Source organism: Arthrobacter sp. DMZ02-1R (genome assembly GCF_057747935.1).
In genome coordinates this window covers 2,749,912-2,773,838 of the sequence record NZ_CM173230.1, presented here as the reverse complement: position 1 = coordinate 2,773,838, position 23,927 = coordinate 2,749,912, and the positions used below count along the sequence as shown (strand labels likewise).

Annotated in this window: 18 protein-coding genes and 1 pseudogene; 9 read left to right on the top strand and 10 right to left on the bottom strand. The window is 62.0% G+C overall.

What is annotated here, in order from left to right:
* Positions 1-547 precede the first annotated feature (547 nt).
* The gene (locus tag AC3ANQ_RS13395; RefSeq protein WP_488301505.1) at positions 548-1,900 is read right to left on the bottom strand and encodes an MmgE/PrpD family protein; all 1,353 of its coding nucleotides are present in this window, start codon (positions 1,898-1,900) and stop codon (positions 548-550) included.
* Between the two features lie 210 nt (positions 1,901-2,110).
* On the opposite strand from AC3ANQ_RS13395, the gene AC3ANQ_RS13390 reads away from it, so the two are divergent.
* Positions 2,111-2,320 (top strand): hypothetical protein, encoded by a 210-nt coding sequence (locus AC3ANQ_RS13390; RefSeq protein ID WP_488301504.1) that lies wholly within the window; start codon positions 2,111-2,113, stop codon positions 2,318-2,320.
* Between the two features lie 6 nt (positions 2,321-2,326).
* Positions 2,327-2,848, top strand: coding sequence for an alpha/beta fold hydrolase (locus AC3ANQ_RS13385; protein WP_488305325.1), 522 nt, complete (start codon positions 2,327-2,329; stop codon positions 2,846-2,848).
* A gap of 166 nt (positions 2,849-3,014) precedes the next feature.
* Here AC3ANQ_RS13385 and AC3ANQ_RS13380 read toward each other — a convergent pair.
* The 4 genes and pseudogenes from AC3ANQ_RS13380 to AC3ANQ_RS13365 form a co-directional block, all read right to left on the bottom strand.
* Positions 3,015-5,170: pseudogene (locus AC3ANQ_RS13380) on the bottom strand (amylo-alpha-1,6-glucosidase).
* Between the two features lie 193 nt (positions 5,171-5,363).
* Positions 5,364-7,040 (bottom strand): MFS transporter, encoded by a 1,677-nt coding sequence (locus tag AC3ANQ_RS13375; protein WP_488301503.1) that lies wholly within the window; start codon positions 7,038-7,040, stop codon positions 5,364-5,366.
* Between the two features lie 68 nt (positions 7,041-7,108).
* The gene (locus tag AC3ANQ_RS13370; RefSeq protein ID WP_488301502.1) at positions 7,109-8,101 is read right to left on the bottom strand and encodes a Gfo/Idh/MocA family protein; all 993 of its coding nucleotides are present in this window, start codon (positions 8,099-8,101) and stop codon (positions 7,109-7,111) included.
* On the bottom strand, positions 8,094-8,327 hold the full coding sequence (locus AC3ANQ_RS13365; RefSeq protein ID WP_488301501.1) for a hypothetical protein: 234 nt from the start codon (positions 8,325-8,327) through the stop codon (positions 8,094-8,096). Before AC3ANQ_RS13365 ends, AC3ANQ_RS13370 begins: the two co-directional genes overlap by 8 nt.
* Before the next feature lie 624 nt (positions 8,328-8,951).
* Here AC3ANQ_RS13365 and AC3ANQ_RS13360 point away from each other — a divergent pair.
* Both AC3ANQ_RS13360 and AC3ANQ_RS13355 read left to right on the top strand, forming a co-directional pair.
* On the top strand, positions 8,952-9,269 hold the full coding sequence (locus tag AC3ANQ_RS13360) for a carboxymuconolactone decarboxylase family protein (RefSeq protein ID WP_488301500.1): 318 nt from the start codon (positions 8,952-8,954) through the stop codon (positions 9,267-9,269).
* A gap of 28 nt (positions 9,270-9,297) precedes the next feature.
* Positions 9,298-10,062 carry an SDR family oxidoreductase gene (locus AC3ANQ_RS13355; protein ID WP_488301499.1) on the top strand — a complete coding sequence of 255 codons (765 nt, stop codon included), beginning with the start codon at positions 9,298-9,300 and terminating at the stop codon, positions 10,060-10,062.
* A 77-nt stretch (positions 10,063-10,139) separates the two neighbouring features.
* Here AC3ANQ_RS13355 and AC3ANQ_RS13350 read toward each other — a convergent pair whose 3' ends face one another.
* The 5 genes from AC3ANQ_RS13350 to AC3ANQ_RS13330 are packed head-to-tail and all read right to left on the bottom strand — an operon-like array spanning position 10,140 to position 17,220.
* Positions 10,140-11,327 (bottom strand): CaiB/BaiF CoA transferase family protein, encoded by a 1,188-nt coding sequence (locus tag AC3ANQ_RS13350; RefSeq protein ID WP_488301498.1) that lies wholly within the window; start codon positions 11,325-11,327, stop codon positions 10,140-10,142.
* Positions 11,328-11,375: 48 nt separating this feature from the next.
* Positions 11,376-13,520: a 3-hydroxyacyl-CoA dehydrogenase NAD-binding domain-containing protein gene (locus AC3ANQ_RS13345; protein ID WP_488301497.1), complete on the bottom strand. Its 2,145-nt coding sequence runs from the start codon at positions 13,518-13,520 to the stop codon at positions 11,376-11,378.
* 3 nt (positions 13,521-13,523) lie between these two features.
* The gene (locus tag AC3ANQ_RS13340) at positions 13,524-14,744 is read right to left on the bottom strand and encodes a thiolase family protein (RefSeq protein ID WP_488301496.1); all 1,221 of its coding nucleotides are present in this window, start codon (positions 14,742-14,744) and stop codon (positions 13,524-13,526) included.
* A 14-nt stretch (positions 14,745-14,758) separates the two neighbouring features.
* A complete protein-coding gene (locus tag AC3ANQ_RS13335; RefSeq protein ID WP_488301495.1) occupies positions 14,759-15,808 on the bottom strand; it encodes an NAD(P)-dependent alcohol dehydrogenase in 1,050 nt (349 codons plus the stop codon).
* Positions 15,808-17,220 (bottom strand): aldehyde dehydrogenase family protein, encoded by a 1,413-nt coding sequence (locus AC3ANQ_RS13330; protein WP_488301494.1) that lies wholly within the window; start codon positions 17,218-17,220, stop codon positions 15,808-15,810. The genes AC3ANQ_RS13335 and AC3ANQ_RS13330 overlap by 1 nt, the downstream gene beginning before the upstream one ends.
* 184 nt (positions 17,221-17,404) lie before the next feature.
* Between AC3ANQ_RS13330 and AC3ANQ_RS13325 the strand changes: the two genes are divergently transcribed.
* The 5 genes from AC3ANQ_RS13325 to AC3ANQ_RS13305 all read left to right on the top strand — a co-directional run bounded on the left by AC3ANQ_RS13325 (position 17,405) and on the right by AC3ANQ_RS13305 (position 23,901).
* A complete protein-coding gene (locus AC3ANQ_RS13325; protein ID WP_488301493.1) occupies positions 17,405-18,574 on the top strand; it encodes an iron-containing alcohol dehydrogenase family protein in 1,170 nt (389 codons plus the stop codon).
* A gap of 233 nt (positions 18,575-18,807) precedes the next feature.
* Positions 18,808-20,295: an aldehyde dehydrogenase family protein gene (locus AC3ANQ_RS13320; RefSeq protein WP_488301492.1), complete on the top strand. Its 1,488-nt coding sequence runs from the start codon at positions 18,808-18,810 to the stop codon at positions 20,293-20,295.
* Between the two features lie 80 nt (positions 20,296-20,375).
* A complete protein-coding gene (locus tag AC3ANQ_RS13315; protein ID WP_488301491.1) occupies positions 20,376-21,572 on the top strand; it encodes an FAS1-like dehydratase domain-containing protein in 1,197 nt (398 codons plus the stop codon).
* Positions 21,572-23,155, top strand: coding sequence for a class I adenylate-forming enzyme family protein (locus tag AC3ANQ_RS13310; protein ID WP_488301490.1), 1,584 nt, complete (start codon positions 21,572-21,574; stop codon positions 23,153-23,155). Before AC3ANQ_RS13315 ends, AC3ANQ_RS13310 begins: the two co-directional genes overlap by 1 nt.
* Entirely contained in the window at positions 23,152-23,901 is a 750-nt protein-coding gene (locus AC3ANQ_RS13305) for an enoyl-CoA hydratase/isomerase family protein (RefSeq protein ID WP_488301489.1), read from the top strand. Before AC3ANQ_RS13310 ends, AC3ANQ_RS13305 begins: the two co-directional genes overlap by 4 nt.
* Positions 23,902-23,927 lie beyond the last annotated feature (26 nt).

Genomic DNA, 23,927 nt, shown 5'->3' with positions numbered 1-23,927 from the left:
AAGTCACCGAACGAAGCGCCACGGGTCAACTGATGGTGAGGTCAAGAGGAGCACTGTGCCTTCGCCTGTTGGGTAGCCAAGTTATGCCGCAGCGAGCTACCACAGAGAGCACGGATGCCGCGAGTAGTCTATTTTCGAGCAAAGAGTGGTCGTTCTGATTCTGAGGGAGAGGCTCTTTCGTTCGCGCTTCTGTATGAGCTGCTGGGGTTAGGGCCCCTGCGGCAGCCCTTGTTGCCAAAACTTCAAAAGGTGCTGAAGAACCAGATCAAAGCACCGCTGTAACACCCGACAGGCCGGATGCTAGGAATAGCCGATGCGGAAGTATCTTCCGAGGACTGAGAATTGTTGTGCCCGTGCGACGTGCCGGATGTAGCCGTAGAGCACGTAGGTCTGTTTCCTGATCAAATGATCCTCTAAGCGGCGCCAGTATTGGTTCTCGTGTGTGCTTGTTGGTCGAACAAGGCGTGCCCCGGGAGGCGATGGAGTCGACCACCCTCGACAAGCGCATGTTCAGGGATCATTGCTTCGTAGAACACCACACAGGCGCTCATCCGGTCTGCTGGAACGCTTCGGTGAGTTCGCGCACGTCGTCGAGATCGTCGAGGCGCTGAGCGAGGGCCAGCATCCTGCGTACGTCGGCGCCGGGTAGCGCCTGCTCCCACTTGACCGCGAGTTCCGGCCAGGTGGCTCCGCCGCGGGAGCTGTGCCCTCGAGGCGCTTCGACGAGGCTGGAAAGTGATTCGCCTCCGGTGGTGACTACCGTGACGCGGGCCCCCCGCCCGTTGGGTTGTCGACCGTCGAGGTCGGCATCCACGACAAGAGAAACCCGTTCCCGCAAGGGCCCGAACTCCGGGACGGCGAGGATTTCGGGGAAATGAGATCTCCCGAGGTCGAGCCCTCCCTCGAGGAGAGCGGTGGTGAGCATGTCCTGGAGGCAAATGTTGTGCATAGCTCGGTTGTCGACGACTCGCAAAGCGTGCTCCGGCATGCCGACCGTCACGGTTTGAATTGACTCGAGCGCGACGCCGTGCCGGGCAACGACATCCATCGCCGCCTCGACAGCGGCGTGAATCGGGTAGCCGGCGCGCACGTACTTGAAGTTGGCGCCCATGACTGCGTAGCTCTCACCGAGACCGCGGGTAAGCGCCGCGGATCCTCCCTCGACGCCCCACGCATCAAGGACACCGTGCTCGTGACCCAGAACGTCGTCTGAACCCTCGAGTCCGTCCGCCGCCATCAGAGCCGCGCTCACTCCCGCGAAGGCGTACTGTCCGTTGCAGAACGCCTTGCTAATGTGTCGTCGCTCGCTGAACAGGGAACAGACCCCATTGGCTTGGAAAGTGGCCAAGGCCAGGGCGTGGCGAAGGCGGCCCTCGTCGAGGCCCAGCAATCTTCCGCAGGCCAAGGCCGCGGCGAAGGCGTGGAGCGAATCGGAGTGGAGATGGAGGCGATTCTTCATCCCGAACAACCCGCCGCAGGCCTCGATGAAGCGGGTACCCATGTCATAGGCCAGGATCACTGCGTTGAGCAGCTCCGCCCCGGTGGAGTGCTGAGCCTCGGAAATCGCGACGGTCGCGTGCACGAGCGTGGCTCCGGGATGTCCGCCGACGACGTGCGCTCCGTCGATTTCGTCTGCGTGGCCCGCGGTGCCGTTGGCCAGCGCTGCAAATGGCGCTGGAACACGCAGATCGCTCCCGAGGATCAACGCCTCGGGCTTCCCGGCGTACCGGGCGGCGTACTTCGCACCCAGCGCTCCGGCCGGCCGCCGATGGCCGAGGTAGGCGCTCGCCATCTCATCGAGAATGATCTGCTTGGCCCGGTCTCGGACTTGTTCGGGGACCTTGTCGATCGATGTCGATGCGGCATACGTCGCCAGTGTTTGAGTGAGCGAAACGTCCATTCCGCCAGTCCTTTCAAAGGTCCGGCGCCAGCGTGGGCGCGAACGGGGATCTGTCCGGGCAGTGCTCATTGAGAACCTCACCCGGGCCTTGACCAGTGTGACAAGAGTAACATAACGTTCCTACATACGATCAAGCGTTCGTAGTTTCGAACGGAATGGCAAAGATTCGCAACATGCCGGGTCGGCCACCAACTTTCGCTGAGGAGAGTCATGGTCAGCAAGCAAAAATCCAGCTTCGTACTGGTCCACGGCGGGAGACACGGTGGCTGGGCCTGGCGTGAAGTCGCGTCGCGCCTTAGCGCCCTCGGCTACTCGACGTACACGCCGACCCTCACCGGCCTCGGTGAGCGGGCGCATCTTCTGTGCGCGGACATCGGTCTCGAAACTCACATCAATGATCTTGTTGGAGTCTTTGAGTAAGAGGACCTGAGTGACGTCGTTCTGGTCGCGCACAGTTACGGTGGCATGCCCGTGGCAGGCGCAATGCAACACGTGTTCGACCGGGTTCGCAGCGTCGTCTGGGTGGACGCACACCTCCCGCAGCAGGGCGAGTCGATCTTCGACCTCATCGGAGACAGGCGGGCCGCGGAGATGACGAGGATGGCGGACCGGGATGGGGAGGGTTGGTACGTGCCGACGTCCGATGCGAGCTGGTGGGGCCTGACTGACGTCGAGCAGATCGCGTGGGTCAACTCCAAGACGACTCCCCAGCCGATCAAGACATATATGGACAAGATTGGGCCAACGGACCGGGCCTGGTCGCACCCGGGAACGATGATCGAGTGCAATCCGAGCAGGCTCCCGGCCATCGAAGGAGCCCGTCAGCGAGCGCGTGCCGAGTCGGACCTGCGCTTCCATCACCGGACGATCGACGCATGTCACGAGCCGATGCTCACCCATCCGGATGAACTCACCAAGCTGTTGGTTGAGGCAATCGACAACCTGTAAGTGTGGCGTTGGGGACGGGGGCAGCTGACACCGGTTGAGGTCTACGCGTTGCGGTAACCCGAGGATGCAGGGCCAGCCGCCAGCGAGGTGTTCTATTGGGCAGGACGCGCCCGTCTCCGGATTCATTGTTCGCCTTGTACGTCGGTTCCTCTTAGGGTCCCGTCTGCTAAGCCCTTCGGCGCCGACTGGCCTGTTCCACGAGTTCCGTAAACCATGGCCGGTGTCCACGGTGGAACACCATTCCTTCGGGCAGTCCCTGGACCGACGCGACCGACTTGGCGATGTCGATTGTTATCCGGCCGCCGGCCATGGGTGCATTGGTGATGTGCAGATCACCATAGGACTCCGGGAGGACTGGATCCATCCATAGTCCGCCGCGGGAAACATGGGCGTCATACCGCATCAGGCTGGTGACAAGGTGGATGGGTGTGGTCGCCGCCCAGGCCTGGGGCGAGCATGCGGTCGGATACGGGACGGGTGCGGCAAACTGGTCCCGGCTGAACCCGCAGAACAGCTCAGGCAGCCTGCCATCTGAGTACTCGGCTGCTTCAAGCAGGGCCGTGGAGATCATCTGGGCTTCCGCCACGAAGCCGTAGCGCAACAGCCCAGCTACGATAATGGCATTGTCGTGCGGCCAGACTGATCCATTGTGGTAGCTCGCGGGATTGTAGGCGCCCATGTCGCTTGCCAGGGTCCGCACGCCCCAGCCGCTGAACATCTCGGGGGACATCAGGCGCTCGGCCACCTGCGGGACCCTGTCCTGGTCGATGAGGCCGAGCCACAGGCAGTGGCCCATGTTGGAAGCACACGCGTCGACCTGACGCTTCCTGCCATCGAGGGCGATGGCGTAGTACCCGCGCTCCGGAATCCAGAACTGTTCGTTGAACCGTTTCTTCAATTGCGCCGCGCGATCGGTGAGCTCGTCTGCCAAGGTCGCGTCACCGGCGTCGTACGCCATCCAGGCCCGTGCCAAGTACGCGGCGTAGACATAGGCCTGCACCTCGCAGAGAGCGATCGGCGCTTCAGCCAGCCGGCCGTCAGCGAAGTTGATCCCGTCCCACGAGTCTTTCCACCCTTGGTTGATCAGCCCTCGTGGGTTGAGGCGCTCATACTCGACGAACCCGTCGCGGTCCTTGTCTCCGTAGTCCCGGATCCATTCCAGCGCGCGGTCTGCGTGGGGGAGCAGCGCGGCGATGGTGTCCTTGGCGAATCCCCAGCGGCTGACAGCCCCCAGGACGTCCACGAAGAGCGGGGTGGCATCGACACTGCCGTAGTAAGCGGACTTCCCGCCCAAAGCGAGCCCGCTGGAGACATCGAGCCTGACCTCGTGCAGGATCTTGCCTGGCTCCTCCTCGCTCATCGGATCCACCACAGTGCCCTGGAGGTCTGCGAGGGTCTGCAGCGTACCGAGGGCAAGCGAGGGATCCACCGGCAGTGCCATCTGCGAGGCCCACAGCGAGTCCCGTCCGAACAGCGTCATAAACCAGGGCGCCCCTGCGGCCACCACGACGCGGTCCGGATGGTTTGGATCTTCGATGCGAAGGGCGCCAAGGTCGTCGTAGCTGCGCCGCAAAGTCCGTTCGATGGACCTGTTTCCCATCCGTAGCATCGGAATCCTGGCCACCCACTCGTGGCGACGCCGGTCCTGGGGGGACAATCCGTCTCCCTCAGGATGTCCGAAGGGATGGGCGGGATTGGCTAATTCGATGCCGGGGACGACGGTCAGTACGGTGCTCCAGTGGCCGTGCGGCGGGATTGCCGCCTTGTAGTTCAGGTATTCCGGCGTGATGTCTGCCCCCGGCGCCCGGACAACCATGCCCTTACTGATGTCCTGCCAGACTGCCCGGATGCTCAGTGTGTCCCCGTCTGGTTGGCGGGTTTCGTCCCAGTGCCGTTGGATCCGTGCCTCTTTCACCTCGAAAAGGTCGGCGAAGTCCGCCTCAATCTTTAGGGAGATCAAGCATTCGGCCGGCTCCGGGGAGTAGTTCCTGACGGTGACCTCCTCCTGAATGCCGCTGCTCACTTCGCGGAGCCGCTCTACGATCAGTGGGCTGTCCGCATACCCGTCCGAGCGTGTAACTCGCCCGGCAAATAGTGCCCGGTACGGCGCCTTGGTCTCGGCCGCCAGGGGTTCGAGAGGCTGACCGTTTACTGTGAGGCTCCAACGGAGAGGATGCGCGTGTCTTGGACGAAAAGTCCGTGGGGATGTTCGGAATGGATGTCGCCATTCGGCAGCGAGATGCAGAAGGACGATCCTTCTACCAAGGTAACCGTTCCGGCGCCAAGGGGGCCCGCCGCCGTGTCGGCATTCCATCCGGCCATCCGGCCCCCTCAAGTCAACACCGGCATGCCTCGGCCCCATCTAAAAGGCTGCTGCCGTCGCTACCAATTTCTCGTGTCGACGCTACTCTTGCCGGTTCGCGCATGCCAGAGCCCCGTTGACTCTATCGTCTGGCGAGTCCTCCTTATTGATGTAGACCCGGACCGCGAAGGAATCCGAGAAGGGGACGGGATCTTAGATAGTGGCCTCGGGCAAGGCGAGCAAATCGGGATCAGAGCCGACGCTCATTGCCAACCGCGGTGTCGATGGCGGCAACAAATGCTGGGTGCGCGGGGTTCCAATAACGTGCGCGAAGGCCGCGTCCTCGATTGCTTTGTCCTGGGCCGTGAGCCGGCCCTCGTGCTGGCGCTGGTGCTCCCGCCAGGTGGGAACTTCAAACTGCTCAAGGAAGATGTTCGGGGACTCTCCGACCCTATAGAGGTCCCAGCGTGAGGCGCCGCTGCGCAACCGCGAGCGGCGCAGTTCCTGTAGGGCGAGCAAGAAGGCTGTCTCCTCGTCGTCGGCGACTTCGTACTCGACGGAGATGAGGACCGGTCCTGCGGCCGGGTCGGGCTCCACGGTCACTTCGGGCGTCCTCCAGTACGAGAGCGGGGAGCGGTCCATGTGCTGGGCCTCTTGCACAGCAAGGAGGCGACCGGTAAACGCGCTACAGGCCACGAGCGCCGCTGCTGCCAAGACGGAAAATTGTAGGCCGAAGTACTGGGTTACGAGCCCCCAGATGGCCGCGGAGAGGGCCTGCGTTCCCAGGAACACCATGACGTAGATGGCAATGCCGCGGGCGCGTACCCATCCAGGCAGGAAGAGTTGGAGTTCGGAGTTTGTGGTGGCGACGGTGGCTGTCCAGCCGAATCCGCACACAACCAGCAGCGGCACTGCCAGCCAAATACTCGTGGCAAAAGCGAGAGCACCGAACGTCAGGGCGTAGGCGACCGCGGCCAGGACCAGCACCGCATTCGACGAAAGGTATTGCTTGACTTTGCCAAGGTTGAACGCGGCGATGAGCGCGCCAACACCCATGGATGCGAACAGCAGTCCATAACCGTCCGGCCCGACGCCGAGCTGGCGGTTTGCGATGAGCGGCAGAAGGGCCCAGACTGCGCAGGCGGGTGAAACGAAAATGGCAAAGCGCAGTAGGATCCGGCGAATTACGGGTTCATGCCGCACGTAACGTGCGCCGGCCCGAAGTGCGGGGAGGAATCGCTCTCGCTCGCCGCGGGCGACCCGAGGCCGACGCCATGCGAGCAGCACGATGGCTAGGGTGCAGCCCGCAGCGGCGTTGATGACGAAGACGGGCGGAACCCCGAGGTGGGCGATGACCAACCCGGCCAGCGCGGGGCCAGCCGCGCGCGAGACGTTGACGCTGACCATGTCGAGCCGGGTGGCGGCGGCCAATTTATCACGTGGGACGATTTCGGCTATCAGGGACTGCCAGACCGGCTGCAACATCGCGGCACCACAGCCCACCGCAAACGTGAAGGTGAGCAGCAGTGCCGGCGGCATCATCCCGAGTGCTGTCAGGATGGCCAGCGAGGATGCGACAATGACGAAATACGTCTGGATGCCGAACAGGAGCCACCTGCGGTCAAATGCATCGGCGAGCACGCCCGCAGGCAGCGCGAGGAGCATCACCGGCAATTGATTGGCTGTTTGTACAAGCGGTACTATCGCTGACGCGTTCGGATCAGTCACGAAGAGCCATTGGGCCCCGACTGTCTGCCCCCAGGAACCGATGCTGGCGGCAACCACACCGAGCCAGAGCCATAGGAAGGCCCGGTGGCGGAAGGGCGCCCACGGCGAGGCGGCTTCTTTAGTGCTTGTCGGTACGGGGTTCCTACTCTTCTTGCTTCTCAACTTGTAAAAACCTTTGCCTAGTCTTGGGGAAATGCTTTGGAGGGCGGTGCAGCTTGGCGGTGCCGCGATTACGCTGCGTCGACGCTGTAACTGAGACCGATCTGTCGGCGGATCTCGTCCATCGCGGCCATGACGGAGACGCTCTCACTCGGTGGAAGGACGGTGCCGGCCAAAGCGCCGTCCCTGATCAAACGCTCCATCTCGCGCGCCTGGAATTGCATTCCCCTGCTGTTCACCGATTGGTCGAACCTTTCGGCGAGGTTTCCGTCGGCGTCGTATCGGGTGAAGGTCGTAGCTGTGTACCATACGGAATCTATGTCGATCCATCCTTTAGTCCCTATGATGGCGGCTCGGTTGGCTCCGGCGATGTCCAATGCGCAGTCCACCAGGGCCTGTTGTCCCTGTTCGTATTCAAAGATCACGGCGGTCTGTCGGTCCACGCCTGTTGCTGTCATTGAGGCACTTGCCTTGATGCCTTCAGGAGCGCCAAAGACGTCAAAGGCGAAGGAGACAGGGTAAATTCCGAGATCCAGCAGCGCTCCGCCACCCAGCGCCGGATCGTTTAGCCGGTGGGCCGGATCCTTCGGCAGGTTCTGGTTGTGGCTGGCAACAACCTTCCGGACCTCGCCGAGGGTGCCCTCCTTGATGATTTCGCGGAGCCGGACCATATGAGGGAGGAAACGGCTCCACATGGCCTCCAAAACCACGAGTCCCTTGGCTTCCGCCAACGCCACAATGTCCTGGGCTTGCCGGGCGTTGATAGTGAAGGGTTTCTCGACCAGCACGTGCTTTCCAGCGTTCAAGGCGAGGAGGGCGTGAGCGTGATGAAACGTGTGCGGCGTGGCAACGTAGACAACATCGACCTTCGGGTCCGCGACCAGTGCCTCGTAGCTTTCATGGGCGGTGGGAATATTGAACTTGTCGCTGAACGACCGGCTCGATTCCATCGTGCGGGATCCTACGGCCTGGACAGTGAAACCGTTCTCGACCAAGTCCTGCGTTTGAATGCCTGCGATGAATCCCGTACCGAGAATTCCCCAACGGATCGGTTCGTCAGTCATTGAAGGCACCTTCTTTCAGGAAAGCCCGGATGCCTTCAACGACAAACTGGTGGTCGTCGAGGTTGTGCCGACGGATATCAATCGCGACGGCATGCCCCTCCGCAATTGCCCGGACGGCCATGAGCGATCCCAGACGCCAGGCGTCGTGGTGGTCAAACCGTTCGAAGACCAATTCGTCTTCGTGCTGCCGCAGTTCGCTGAGCCGAGATGATGTGGTGTCAGTCATTGGGAATCCTTGGTTTGGGTATGCAAAAAACGATCCGCTTGGAATCGCGTGACAAGCTTGATGACGTTGAGGGTTCCTGGCCACCAAAGGGGCCACGTGTTGAGCGGCGCAGCCCAGCCGCTGGGTGGAGACAACGACGACGTCGACCGGCAAGTCCGCGGGGTGGCCGACGGTTCCGCTGGGGAACGGATGTAGTCGCCCAAGCTCCCATCTGGATGAGCGGTGCCGGAACAGTCCACCGTCTCGCTCTTGAGCAGCCTTTCGAAGCCCGTGCCGTCTTGGAGTCTTAGGCTCCGTTCTGGGATGCGCGATCTTCCTAACGAACAACCTACGACGACTTCTGTCGATGAGCAAGCAAAAGTTGAAAAAACTTTGTCAATCTTTTGGCTGTACGACTCCCATAAGTAGGCACGCCTTGCGGATGGCTAGTCCACGCCCCGCCTACAGAGGAACGGGCCTCAACGGGTGGAGGAATTCTTTCGTGGGGTTCACTGGCGAAGGGTGTACTGACAGTAACTCCCTGACGCGGTGGGACCGACGTAGCCTCGGATTCATGGATACCGGGGCAGAAGCGGCGCCTCGACGAAGCGAACGACATCGAGAAGGAAGCGTTAGGGAGAAATCATGACCGACAAGCAGAGCAGGGCACAGCAGCTAATGGGAGATCTAGCCCCCAAGTTGGCGGAGCTGACGGACGAAGTGCTGTTCGGCGACGTCTGGGAGCGTCCCGGTCTGTCGCCGAGGGACCGCAGCCTCGTGACAGTTGCGGCGCTCGTGGCGCTTTACCGCACCGATCAGCTGAAGTCACATCTGGGTCGCGCACTCGATAACGGACTCACCGAGGAAGAACTCGTCGAGGCCATAACCCAACTCGCGTTCTATGCCGGATGGCCTTGCGGGGTGGGCGCCATCGGCGTGCTGCGCGAGGTCAGCCGCGGCTGAGGCTAGAAATAGAATCCAGAAGGAGAACATGAGCGAGTTCACAGTGTTGGTCGTCGGAGCGACCGGCAGCATCGGCCGATACGCGGTGGCCGAGTCACTTCGACGTGGCCACCGCACCCGCGCACTGGTCAGAGACGCAGGCAGGGGCGCCTCGCTCCCTGAGGCGACCGAGGCCATCGTGGGCGACTTGGCCCGCGCCCAGACTCTCGCGCCGGCGGTCGACGGCGTCGACGGGATCGTCTTCACACATGGCTCCCACGGAGGCGCCGCCGAGGCGGAACGTGTCGACTACGGTGCCGTGCGGATCATCCTCGAGGCCCTCGGTGGGCGGAAAGCACGGATCGCGCTCATGACGGCCATCGGAGTGACGAAGCATACCCCCGGGCACGACTGGAAGCGCCGCGGCGAGCGGCTCGTGCGCGCTAGCGGACTGCCGTACACAATTGTGCGACCCGGATGGTTCGACTACAACGAGCCCGATCAGCGTCGCCTGGTGATGCTCCAGGGCGATCGCCGGTGGGCGAGCAGCCCCTCCGACGGCGTCGTCTCGCGCCTGCAGATAGCAGAGGTGCTCGTCGCGAGCCTGACCTCGGATGTGGCCGATCGCAAGACACTTGAGCTCGTCGCCGAACGCGGCTGGGCGCAAGAGGATCTTGATCCGCTCTTCGCAGCACTACGGCCCGATCCAATCGGCTCGCTCGACGGCGTCCTCGACACGGACAACATGCCACTTGAAGGGGAGCCATACGTCGTAGCCCGGGAGTTCGAGTTGGTCCGATCGCGCCGACGCTGACCTTGCGCCGGTCACCGGGACGCCTGTGTGGAGACACGCTAGGTCGACACGCCCCGATGCGGTAACCGGAACACCGCTCAGATCACTCCTGCGCTGTGAAGGTCCGCAATCTCGTGAGGCGACAGGCCAAGGTCGTCGCTGAGGATCTGGTCAGTGTGCTGCCCGAGCCCGCCTGCGCGCGTAGGCTCGACCGTCGGTGATTCGGACAGAAACAAGGGACTCCCGAGCGTCATGAAGTCACCAAGGTCGTCCGTCACAGTTCTGACGACTCGACGCTCTCGAACGTGAGGGTCCTCGAGTAGTTCGGGAAGGGTCACGACGGCGGCGCATGGAATCTTTGCGTCCTTCAGCCAGACTTCGAGCTCGGACTTCGTGTGCAGACTGGTCCATCGTTTGACGATGGCATCGACGTCTTCGTGGTGTAGGCACCGGCCATGCATATCGTCGAACCTCGGATCTTCTGCGGAAGGATCTGCGATGAGTTCGCGCAGCCGCCTCCAGTGGGCGTCCGTAGGACAGAGGACTGTGATCCAGCCATCTTGGGCCGGATAGGCGTTGTAAGGGGTGACGGCTCCTCCGCCGTGACGGTTACCGGTGCGTTCAGGGATGGTTCCACCCGAACTGAGGAACCCGGCGATGTTTGACGTGAGGGAGGGGAGAATCGCGTCCTGGAGAGAGACCTCAACATGTTGGCCGCGTCCGGTCTGCCCGCGCTGCACCAAGGCAGCTAACACGCCCGCAACAAGGTGGGTCCCACCCATGAAATCGACGACTGACGGTCCTGTTCGGACTGGAGATCCGTCCGGAAATCCCGTCGTGCTCATGACGGCCGTCCTTGCTTGGACCGTGAGGTCCATCGCGGGTTCACCGGCGTAGGGGCCGAACGATCCGAATCCGGTGCCTGAAGCCATGATGAGCCTAGGGTTGATTTTCCGCAGGTCTTCATAGCCCAAGCCGAACCGGTCCATCGCTCCTGGCGAGAGGTTTTGCACAAGTACGTCGGCCCAGCGGGCGAGCTCGCGCATGATCTCCTGGCCCTCATCGCGCTTGAGATCGAGGCGCATTGTTCGCTTGCCTGAGTTCAGAAAGTTGAACTGGAGCGGATTTCCCTGTTCGTCCACCGTGGGAAGTCGTCGGTAGGGGTCGCCCTGGGGGGACTCAATCTTGATCACGTCCGCCCCGAGCCGCGCCAGGAGCATCGTGCAATACGGGGCCATGTAGAACTGGCCGAGGTCAATGACCTTCAGGCCTGCTAACGCATTCATCGCTGATTCTTCCTCATCCTGGACATAGTTTGTGCTTTGCCGTCTGGGTCACGAGATTGGGGCGGCAACGTGTTTCCCTTCGTGAAATGCGGCGCCGAATGAGCGGCTCGACGCGCCGACTCGATCCAGGTAGGGCGTCAAGCCTCCGTTAATGTATGGCCAACCGGCTCCCAGGATCAGGCACAAATCGAGATCTTCAACATTGGATACGACTCGCTCGCTAAGCATGATCCTCGCTTCGTCGGCGAGACCGTCTTGGATGCGCTGAAGGAGGTCCGTCATGCCAATGGGGGCTACACCGGTTTCGAGGACTTCTTGTGCGGCGTGGGTCCATCCGACAACGCGGCCGCTCTCGTTCCTCTCCAACACCTTGCCGTCAATCGTGGCCAGCCGATGGAGGTTTTCCGAGGCGAAAAATCGATCCGGGAACGCGTCGTGCATGGTGTCCTGCACATGTGCGGCCACTTTCCAACCCACCAGGTCGATGAGTTCGATTGGACTCATCGGAAGTGACAATGAGGCAAAGGCGCGTTCGACGGCTTCTAGCGAGGTTCCCTGCTCGATGGCGTGAGCAGCTTCCCCCATAACCTTGGCAAGGATCCGGTTCACCACGAAGCCCGGTGCGTCGGCTGTCAGAACCGCAGTCTTTCCGAGAGCCTTGGCGGTGGCGAAAGCAGCAGCCAAGGTCTCTTGGTTTGTCATTGGTGTCGAGACGATTTCGAGCAGGGGCATCGCGGCGACTGGGTTGAAGAAGTGGAAGCCAACCAGGCGTTCGGGGTTCTCCAGTGCCGTGCCGATCTCCTCGACTGAGAGGGATGACGTGTTTGTCGCCAGGACAGCCTCAGCGGAGATGATCGGTTCGATCGATGCCAGGGCCTTCTGCTTGACGCTTGTCTCTTCGAATACTGCCTCGATGACGAAGTCGCAGTCGGCGTACTCAGCTAGATCGGTAGAGGCCAAAATAAGGCTTCGGATCCGGTTTGCCGTGTCGTGGTCGAGTCGCCCCTTCGCCTCCAACCCGTCGATCTCGTCATGAATTCGGCTAACTGCCTCGGTCACCTTGAAGTCGTCGAGGTCGCTGATCAGGACGGGAACCCGAAGCCTAGTGGCGAATAGGAGTGCGAATTGGCGTGCCATCAGGCCCGCCCCGATGATGCCAACTTTGGTGACCTTCCGGGCAGAAACTGAATCGGGAGCGCCTGAAGGGCGCTTCGAGAGCTTTTGCACTGTGTTGAAGGCGTAGAGGGATGCCTCAAACTGCTCCCCGAGGATGAGCTCAGTGAACGCCTGATCCTCGCGCTCGAATGCTGCTTTGCGCTCGCCGTCTTTGGCCTTTTCAATGAGTTCGAGAGCTGCGTATGGAGCTTTCGGAACGATGCCGACCTTCCTGGCGAGACGGCAACGTTCGGCCTCAACCGCTGCGGTCCACGGCGTACCGCGCACGTTGGCGTTGGGCTGCTGGTCGCGGATGACCGAGCTAGACCCTGCCAAAATGGAATCCGCCCACTTCAGGGAGTCCTCAAGGAAGTTCGACGCGGGGAAGGGCGCATCGACTATGCCTAGTTCTACGGCCTGCGCCGCTGCCACAGTTCCGCGGTTCTTGAGTGCGTCACTGACCATGATTTTGATCGCGGCGTCAACTCCAATGAGGTTCGGAAGCAGGAATGTGCCGCCCCACCCGGGAAGGAGTCCGATCCCCACCTCTGGCAGTCCAAGGACAGCCGACGGGTGGACCGTGCGATAGCTCGTGTGGAGGGCAATTTCGAGGCCGCCACCGAGGGCTGTGCCGTTGATGAATGCGAATGAGGGCACGCCTAGATCAGAGAGGCGTCCGAGCGCGTGATGGCCAAGCTGAGCCAGTTGCATCGCGGCGTCCCTTGAAGCGATCGCGGGCATCATGGACAGGTCGGCTCCCGCGGAGAACGCTCGGCCGCTGCCGATGATGCCTACGGCGTGGATCTCCCCTGCGGTGGCGCGGCCCTTCAGTTCGTCGAGTACATGCTTGAGTTCCGTCAGCGAGGCTGCCCAGAGCGTGTTCGGCCTGCCCTGCTGCTCGCTGCAGAGTGTGATGAGGGCAAGCACTCGGCCGCTGTTGAGCCTGATGTCTCGGACGCGCGCTCGGGTTGGAACTTCATCGGCGCTGATGGAGTTGATTTCTGAGAAGTCTGTCTGGTCATACTGGCCCACGGACATGGCTCAATTCCGCCTTCCGTTGTAGTGCGGGTTCTCCCAGATCACGGAGCCGCCTTGTCCGAGCCCTACACACATCGCGGTGAGTCCGTACTCCACGTCCGGTCGTTCTGCGAACTGAGCGGCCAGTTGGGTCATGAGCCGTACACCTGTTGCAGCGAGGGGATGTCCCATCGCAATGGCGCCGCCCCACGGATTCACGCGGGGATCGTCGTCTTCAATGCTGAAATGGTCGAGGAGCGAGAGCACTTGGATTGCGAATGCTTCGTTCAGTTCGAAAAGGCCGATGTCGTCGATAGTGAGTCCGGCTTTGCGGAGGGCTTTCTCCGTCGATGGGATTGGCCCGATTCCCATGATCTCGGGGTCGACGCCGGCGAATGCGAACGATACAAGACGCATCTTGGGGGCGAGTCCGAATTCTTCGACTGCTCTGCTGCCTGCCAGAAGGCTGATGGTTGCGCCGTCAGTGAGGGGAGATGATGTTCCGGCCGTGACGTTGCCGTGAGGTCGGAACGGTGTCCGTAGGCCCGCTAGTCCTTCCATGGTTGTCTCCGGTCGCCGTCCCTCATCTTCTACGGCTAAAGACATAGCTCCGTCGGAGTCGGTAACGGCGACCGGCACGAGATCGGGTTGGATCTTGCCTGCTTGATATGCGGCGTGCGTTTTGTGCTGGCTGTGCACTGCGAAACGGTCGGCGCGCTCCTTCGTTAGTTCGGGGAAACGGTCGTGGATCCGCTCAGCGGTTGCTCCCATGTTCAATGCCTCAGGCGAGACCAGCCCTTCGCCGGCCAGGCGGGGATTGGGGTCGACGACGGTGCCGAAGGGGTGACGGCCCATGTGTTCGACGCCGCCGGCGAGGGCAAAGTCGTAGGCGCCGATGCCGATTCCCCCGCAGGCGGTCGTGACGGACGTCATGGCGCCGGCGCACATGCGGTCGATGGCGAATCCAGGGACAGACTCCGGAAGTCCAGCCAAAAGCGCGGCCGTCCTGCCCAGAGTCAGGCCCTGGTCTCCCTGTTGGGACGTCGCGGCAATGATGACCTCGTCGATGCGTTCGGCGGGGACATCGAGGTTTCGTGCCATGAGTCCGGCAATTGCTTTGGCGGCAAGGTCGTCGGCGCGGGTGTTGTGGTACATCCCTTTTTCGCCGGCGCGGCCGAAGGGGGTCCGCACTCCGTCGACGAAGTACACATTCGTGGGTGTGGTCACTTTTTGTCTGCTTTCCATGAGAGGTCCCCTGGTCATCCGTTCGCCATCGAAGCGGTATCGAGCACAAAACGGAACTTCACGTCGCCGGCGACGAGGCGGTCGTAGGCCTCATCGAGGCGGGAGGCGTCGATCACCTCGACTACCGCGCCGATCTCGTGTTCGCTGCAGAAGTCGAGCATCTGCTGCGTTTCCCGGATGCTGGCGATTCGGGATCCCGCCAAAGCTCTGCGGTTGACAATGATCGAAAACGCATCCAGAGACAGTGCCTTGCTTGGCACGCCAATGCTGACGAAGACCCCGTCGAGCATGAGGAGCCCGAGGTAGGCGTCGAGATCCACATTCGCCGGGACGGTCGAGATGATCAGATCAAGGCTTTGACCGAGCTCGGCGAACGCCTTCGGATCGGTTACGGCGTAGTATTCGTCCGCGCCGAGGGCGATTCCGTCGTCCTTCTTATCGAGGGAGAGGTCGAACACCGTCGTGTGAGCTCCAAGGGCTTTCGAGATCTGGACTGCAACATGTCCCAGACCGCCGAATCCAAGGATCCCCACCCTGCGGCCCGGGCCCGCACCCCATCGGACCATCGGCGAGTAGACTGTGGCTCCCGCGCATAGTAAGGGTGCGATTCGCTCAAGCGGGAGATTCTCTGGCAACCTGAGGACGAAGTCCTCGTTCACGACGATCTTCTCGCTGTATCCCCCGTACGTGGAGGACCCGTCCGGCAACCGCGTGCCGTAAGTCTTCGTATTGCCGTTGAGACACTGCTCTTCATGCCCGAGCTTGCAGTTTCTACATTCCCTGCAAGAGTCCACCAAGCAGCCCACCCCGGCACGGTCCCCGACGGAGAATTTCGTAACCTCCTGGCCGACGGCGGACACCACGCCTGCAATTTCGTGTCCGGGGACAATCGGAAATTGATTGTGTCCCCATTCGCTGCGTGCGTGGGAGACGTCTGAATGGCATATACCGCAGTACAGGATGTCGATGAGCACGTCGTGCGGCCCGACTGCCCGGCGCTCGATAGTCGTGGAAGTGAATCTTGCGCCAGGCGCATCCGCGATTCGTGCCTTGACCATCGCCATCAGCCGATCGCCTGGTATTCGGTGAACTCTTCAATGCCGAATCGGCCGAATTCTCGTCCTATGCCGGAGAGTTTGAAGCCGCCGTGGGGAGCCCTGGGATTGATGGGGGAGCCGTTGATGCGAATTCGCCCGGCACGTACTCGCCTTGCAACCCTCTTAGCGCGTTCGGCGTCACCGCTCCAGATCGCGGCCGCAAGGCCGTAGTCGCTGTCGTTTGCAATTTCGATCGCTTCATCGTCGCCGTCGAAGGGGATGAGTACAACGACCGGGCCGAAGATCTCTTCGCGTGCAATCCGGTTCTGGTTGTTACCTGAGAAAACGGTGGGACGTACGAAGTATCCGCGGGGCAGACCGTCCGGTGCCTCGGGGCCGCCTGTCATCATGCGCATGCCCTCATCGAGCCCCGACCGGATGTAAGTGCGGATACGGTCGCGCTGTGCTGCAGTTGTCACAGGTCCCAGAGTGGTTTCCGGATCGAACGGGTCGCCGAGGATGTAGCTGTCAGCCTTCGCCCGGGCGATTTCCTCGGCTTCCGTGAGCCGGGCCCGTGGAACGAGCACCCGGCTGAGGCCTCCGCACACCTGGCCGGAGTTGCGGAATGAGTCTTCCATGCCGTCGGTGATCGCGGTCTCCAGGTCCGCGTCCGGGAGGATGATGTTTGCTGACTTCCCACCCAATTCCAGAGAAACACGCTTGATCGATCCCGCAGCGAGCTGCATGACGCGCCGTCCGGCGCGCACAGAGCCAGTGAGGGAGACCATGTCGATGAGCGGATGGGTGGCGATTGCCTCGCCGACATTCGGGCCCGTTCCTGAGACAAGATTGAATACGCCCTCGGGGAGGCCCACTTCGGCTGCGGCTTCGGCGAAGATGAAGGAGCTAAGGGGCGCGACTTCGGTGCCCTTAAGAACGACGGTGCAGCCGGCGGCCAGAGCAGCCCCCGCTTTCATGCACACCATTTTGAGAGGGGCGTTCCATGGCGTTATGGCCCCGACGACGCCGGCCGGCGCGCGGTGGACGATCGTGTTCCCGACGCGCTCATCCCAAGCGATCTCGTCCAGGCTCTCTGCCGCGATTCTCAGATCCGCGATCGCAGTGGAAGTCTGGGCAGTAGCAGCCTGCTTTGCCGGCTGCCCGACCTCGCTGACGATTGTGCGGGTGATTTCCTCGGCCCGGGCTTCGAGAGCATCCGCCAGCTTCTTAAGGAGCAGAGCGCGTTCTTGGGTCGATGTCTGCGACCAAGTTGGGAAGGCGGCGGCAGCTGCGCGTGCAGCCCGGTCGACGTCCTCCGGGGTTCCTGCGGGAATCGTCGCGAGCTGCTCTTCCGTCGCCGGGTTGATGACTGCGAGGATTTCCGTCCCCGACGATTCCGTCCACTTTCCGTCAAGGAATATCTGGTTGCGTTCGATCATGGAGGGATCCCTTCGCGCCGTTGCTCATGGTCTTAGTCCAAGCGCCCAGGACGGAACTTCCCGAAGGAGGCCTGATTTGCGCTTGAGTTCTTATATACGATCAGTAGTTCATATATGGGTATGATGGGGACGTTACGGCAACCACTTCAACGCTGTCAAGGTCGACAGGATCGGGGAAGAACGAATGAACGAACAGCATTTCCGCCACGCGACGCCTGAGTTCCGTACGTTCTGGGGGGAAGGGGCTCTGACGTCCCTTCCCAGCGAGATGAAGCGCGTCGGATCCCAGCGGGCTGCCATCATCTGCAGTGCTTCAATGCTTCGATACCCGGAGGCGTTGGCCAAGGTGGAAGCGGCACTCGGCGATCGCCTCGTGGGTCGCTTCGAAGGTGCACAAGAACACAGTCCGTTGCCGGCCGTCGAGAACGCGCGATCCTTCCTTAGCGAGGCGCGGGCAGACGCCATCATCGTCGTCGGGGGAGGGTCGGCGATCGTCACAGCCCGTGCTGCGTCGATTTTGTTGGCCGAGCAAGCCGATGTCCGGGAGCTCTGCACAAGACGGGGCCCGGATGGGCGCCTCGTCAGTCCGCGCTTGACCGCACCGAAAGTGCCCCAGTGGATCGTTCCGACCACGCCAACGACGGCCTATGCCAAGGCCGGTTGTGCAGTTCGGGACCCAATCACGGGCGAGCGACTCGCCCTCTTCGATCCGAAGGCGCGCGCGCAAGGGGTCTTCTTCGATCCGATGCTGGCATCGACGGCGCCGGCGCCGCTTGTTCAGTCCTCGGCCCTCAATGCCTTTGCGATGTCCATTGACGGATTGCAGTCAGACACTGATGACCCGCTTGCCCATGCCCTTCTTATGCATGCGTTGCGACTTCTCGTCGAATGGCTCCCGGAGGCCTCGGTCGCTCCTGATCCCCAGCAACGCCTTCGCCTCATGCATGCTTCCCTCCTCGCTGGACAGGGGAGTGACTATGTCGGCACGGGCCTCGCGCAAGCCCTGTCCCACACAATGGGGCCTCGGTCGTCTACGGCCAACGGCGTCGTCGAGGCTATGCTGCTGCCCCACACCATGCGCTTCAATGCCGAAGTAGTCGGGGCCCGTCTCTCTGCCTTGGCTCCCGTTCTGAACCACGGCGGTTCACGACAGTCCACCCCGGAACCGGTTGTGGCTGCTACTGAAGAGTTCCTCCGGTCCCGCGGTGTACCGGGCCGGCTGCGCGATGTAGGGATTGCCAGGGACTCGCTGGACGCTGTCGTTGACCATGCAATGGAGGACTGGGCCATTACCCGCGTGCCCCGTCGTGCGAGCCGCGAGGACTTAACGAAGCTCCTCGAGGGGGCTTGGTAGCTTGGCAGCCTCCTGACTGACGAACCGATCAAACGGCCCATTGACGCCCGCCAGAGTGAAGAGTAGCTTCGAAGAAGTTCCTATTTAGGTATTGGAGTTCTCATATACGAACTCAGGGAAGGTATATGTCAAGTGCCTTTCAGGCCCGCTGGCCTCGGCGACACGGTCGATGAGTCTGCGTTCCCATACCCAATTTGCACGATCGACCGCCTGCGCGGTCAAGAGAGGACATCATGATTGCCCCGGAAATGCTGATAAGCGAATTCGAAACCAAGACCGGCCACACTGGACTCCTTATCGACGGACAATGGGTGGCTTCGGCCTCAGGGGAGACGTTTCCCGCTCTGGATCCCGGTACGGGTGAGGTGATCGCGGAGGTTGCCCGGGCCGAAAGGTCGGATGTCGATGCGGCCGTGGCCGCAGCCCGTCGGGCCTTTGCAGAAGAGCGTTGGCTGGGCCTGACGGGCCAGGAGCGAGGTGAAGTTCTCTGGCGGGCCGCGGATCTCATGCGCGCGCAGGCCGACCGCTTGGCCGAGTTGGAGAGCCGCAACATGGGTATCCCCGTCAGCCAGGCCCGGACCATGGTTCTTGAGGCGTCCGCGCAGTTCAGGTACTACGCGGGCTGGGCGGACAAGATCCACGGCCGGACAATTGACCTTGGTCCGGGCGGACGTCGCGTCCAGGGGTACACGTTGCGTGAGCCTGTCGGCGTTGCCGCCCTTATCGTGCCATGGAATGCACCACTCATCTCGGCCGCGAAGAAACTTGCCCCCGCTCTCGCCGCAGGATGCTCCTGCGTCCTGAAGCCAGCCAAGGAAACGCCCTTGACGGCCCTGTGGCTCGGACGGATTCTCCAAGAAGCCGGTGTTCCCAACGGGGTTGTCAACGTCGTTACGGGCTTCGGAGAGACAATCGGCGCAGCCTTGGCCGAGCACCCCGGAGTGGACACGGTTAGCTTCACTGGTTCGACTGAGGTGGGACGGTCTATTGTCCACGCGGGGACGGCCAACATGAAGAAGCTCTCACTCGAGTTGGGCGGAAAGTCCCCCGTAATCGTCATGCCGGATGCGGATCTCTCGAAAGCGATCCCCGGCGTTGCCGGCGCCGTTTTCTGGAACACCGGGCAGGTGTGTGCCGCAGGAACCCGACTATTCGTGCACGAGGCGGTCTTCGATGAGGTTGTGCAAGGAGTGGCGGAGATCGGCCGCTCGCTCAAGGTGGGTTATGGGATGGACCCGGGCGTCGATCTAGGTCCACTCATCTCGCAGAAGCAACTCGACCGTGTGACCGCTTACGTAGAGGGGGGCCTCGACGCCGGTGGTCGTGTGGTGAGCGGCGGTTCTCGAATCGGCGACCGCGGATTCTTCTTCGAACCGACCGTCGTCGTCGATGTAGACCAGTCCATGGCTCTCATGCGGGAAGAAATTTTCGGCCCCGTACTCGGAGTCATGCCGTTCAACGATGTTGAAACCGCCATCGAACTGGCTAATGACACTCCCTACGGGCTGGCCTCGAGCGTGTGGACCAGGGACGGCGCGGCGGGGCACTCCATTGCCCGCCGGCTTCGTGCAGGCCGTGTCGGTATCAACATTCACCGCGCGGGGGGCGTCTACATGCCAGCCGGCGGATATCGCCAGTCCGGTTGGGGGCGCGAGAACGGGCCCGAAGGGCTTGAAAGCTACCTCGAGACCAAGTCCGTGGTTGCCGAACTGGGAAGTTGAGCCAAGCTGTTGACCCAAGCAAGAAATCCTAGTAAATTCGCAACTACGAATTGTAGTTCGCATATCCGAATGAGGAGACAATGACGTCAAGCCACACCACCGAAAAGGCCGAGATCGGCGCGGAACTAGTCTGCGCCACCTTTACTGATGAAATGCTTGAAGAAATGCGGGCACTCATCGGCACCGAGCTTCGTACGGCGGCCTCCGTAAACAATGAGTACGCCACACGCTTGGCCATCCTCCGCTTCGCAGAGGGCATCGGCGATGACAATCCCCTGTGGACCGACGAAGACTATGCAGCCGCGAGTCCCCATGCAGGATTGATTGCACCGCCGAGCTTCATCTTCTGCTGCCTCGGATCGATCCAGGTCGGATGGCGCGGTCTGGGCGGATTCCACGCCGAGACCAACATCAACTTCCATCGTCCTATCCGGGTCGGGGACCGAATCACTGCCAAGGTCGTCTTCGACGGCTTCGATGGTCCCACGGATAGCTCTTTCGGCGGACGACGCATTAAGGATTACCTGCGACAGGAATACAGGAACCAGAACGACGAGCTCGTTGCGACTTTCATCTGCTCGCGGATGAGGTTCGAGCGGGGCGAGATGCAGGAACGGCGAGAGTCCCGCGCGATCGAGCTCCCGCACCCCTGGACCGACGAAGAACTGGCTGGCATCGAGGACCAGATCCTGGCCGAATCTCCCCGGGGTGCTGAGCCGCGGTATTGGGATGACATCAACGTCGGCGATGAGCTCGACGTTATCACCAAGGGACCGATCGGCCTCACGGACGAGATCGCCTTCATAGCCGCCGGAGCGGCACCGATTCCCCGCTTGTCCGCCCATGGTGTCGCGCTCCGCCGGTACCGCAAGCATCCGAGCTGGGCTTACCGGGATCCCAACACCGGTGCCCTGGAGCCGGTTTACTCGGTGCATTACAGCGACTACGCCGCGCGGCTACAGGGCGCACAGATGGCCTACGATGTCGGAATCCAGCGGACCTGCTGGCAGATCCACTCACTGACGAACTGGATGGGCGACGCCGGGTTCCTCAAGGCGATCCACGGTCAGTACCGTTCTCACGTCTACCTGTCCGACGTCGTTCGGCTCGGCGGACGCGTGATCGAGAAGTCGATCGACGACTCCGGCGACCACGTAGTTCGCATTGAAACCTGGGCCGAAAACCAGCGCGGACAGAACGTCATGCCGGGCTCCGCCGTCGTCAGCCTTCCCAAGCGCACCGAAGCAGAGCTCCTTCCCCTGGAAGGGGAAGCCTGATGTCAACAGCTATTGATGAGTGGGGCGCAGATGTCAGCGTCGTCGACATGGAAGGGGTGCCCTTCCGCATGTACACGAACCGTCCGCAGCGCCTGGGCTCGCTTCTCGCTTTTGCCAACCGTTGGGGTCACCGCCCTCACATCGTGCAAGGTGAAAGAGTCGTCAGCTTCTCGGACCTCCGGAGCGCGATAGCGGCACAGGCAACCAACTTGCGGAGGCTGGGTATTCGCGCCGGCGACAGGGTCATGATCCTCGGGTGGAACAGTCCCGAATGGATCACGAACTTCTGGGCAAGCGTCGCGGCCGGTGCTGTTCCCGTCCTTGCCAACGCCTGGTGGAGCCCGAATGAGCTCGAAGATGCCTTGGACCGAATTGCACCATCACTCGTTTTGGCGGACGAAAGAAACTCAAAGCGCATCCCGTCGGGCTGGGAAACCGGTTCATGGACTGCGCCGGCCGATGGCTCCTCCGAAGTCGAGACTGAGGAAGTCAACGGTGACGAGAACGAGCCTGCGGTCATCATCTTCACCTCCGGAACCGAACGCCGGCCGAAGGCAGTGGTGCTGTCTCACCGCTCCTTGCTGGCCGGCCTTCATATGCTCCTGCACATCACCAAGCGACTGCCACAACAGATCGGTGAGGAGACGGGAGAAGCCGCGCTGCACACGGGCCCGATGTTCCACATCGGTGGAGTGCAGACCCTCCTCCGAGCGATCACGGTGGGCGACACCTTGGTTATGCCCAGTGGACGCTTCGACCCGGAGGAAGCCCTTCGCCTCATCGAAGAATGGAAGATCCGGCGATGGAGCGCAGTCCCGACCATGGTGTCCAGACTGCTCGAGCACCCCGATGTCCAGACGAGGAACCTGCGATCGTTGCGTTCACTCACTGTGGGCGGAGCCCCCGTGCATGCCGAGTTCCTTGAGCGCATCCGGACCGGCCTCCCCGGTGTGGAACCGCGCATTGCCACTGGATATGGGTTGACCGAGAACGGCGGTCAAGCGGTTGCCGCTTCAGGCAAAGACACCACCGACAGACCTGGGACGACCGGAAAGCCACTTCCCTGCGTGGAGATCACCATTGCTACGGCCGCTGAATTCGATGCGGGGGAGATCCTCGTTCGCAGCCCCACTCAGATGAGCGGCTACATCGGAGAAGACGAGTCTCCTATTGACAGCGAGGGTTGGCTGCACACGGGAGACCTCGGTCATCTTGACGATGACGGATACCTCTGGATCACCGGCCGCTCGAAGGACATGATCATCCGTGGAGGCGAAAACATCGCACCTTCCGCCGTTGAGGCGGTGCTTGCTCAGCTTCCGATGGTCTCCGAGTCAGTTGTGTTCGGTGTTCCTCATCCGGACCTTGGCGAGGAAGTAATGGCGATCGTGGTAGCGCCGGACACTACAGCAGACGAGTTGCGCGCGGGCCTCCATGGAAGGCTGGCTTCCTTCGCTGTACCCAGTCGGTGGAACATCCGTACTGAACCGCTGCCGCTGAACCACGCGGGCAAGATCGACCGTGCGACTTTGGTGGCGGAAGGGCGGGCCGAGGTTGTTTCGACAGGGGGAGCAGGAATATGAGCGAACTCGTGTCCGCCCAGGTCGAGGGGGGCATCGCAATTGTCGAGATGCACCGGCCGCCAAGCAACTTCTTCGATGAGGCCATGCTCGCGGAACTCGCATCTGCTGTCATCGAACTGGATGCAGCCCCCGACGTCCGCGCCATTGTCCTGTGTTCGGAGGGCAAGCACTTCTGCGCCGGTGCGGACCTCCGTGGCGTGGATGCGAATGGGCTCCGAAGCGTCTATCGGCAGGCGTTCGCAATTTTCACTGCGCGCAAACCGATCGTCGCTGCTATCCAGGGAGCGGCAGTCGGTGGGGGACTGGGACTGGCGTTGGCCGCAGATTTCCGGGTCGCCACAGGCGACAGCCGCTTCACTGCGAACTTCGCCAGGCTGGGTTTCCATCACGGATTCGGTCTCTCCGTAACGCTGCCCGCCGTCGTCGGACGCCAACGGGCTCTCGACCTGCTCTACACCGGCCGTTCGATTCGGGGCGCTGAAGCGTTTGAGATCGGTCTTTGCGACCGTCTGGTCGAGTCCGACCCGAGGGAAGCGGCCGTAGGTCTGGCTGTGGAGATCGCTGAGTCCGCTCCGCTTTCATTGCTCGCCATTCGGGCCACTATGCGTCGTCAACTCGTCGCAGACGTGCGTGCAGCGCTGGATGTGGAAGCGACGGCCCAGTCGCACCTCCTGGGTACAGCGGACTTCGGCGAGGGCGTTGCAGCATCGGTCGCAAAGCGCCAGCCTGAGTTCGTGGGCAGATGAATCGCACTCATGGGCAGGATGAGGTT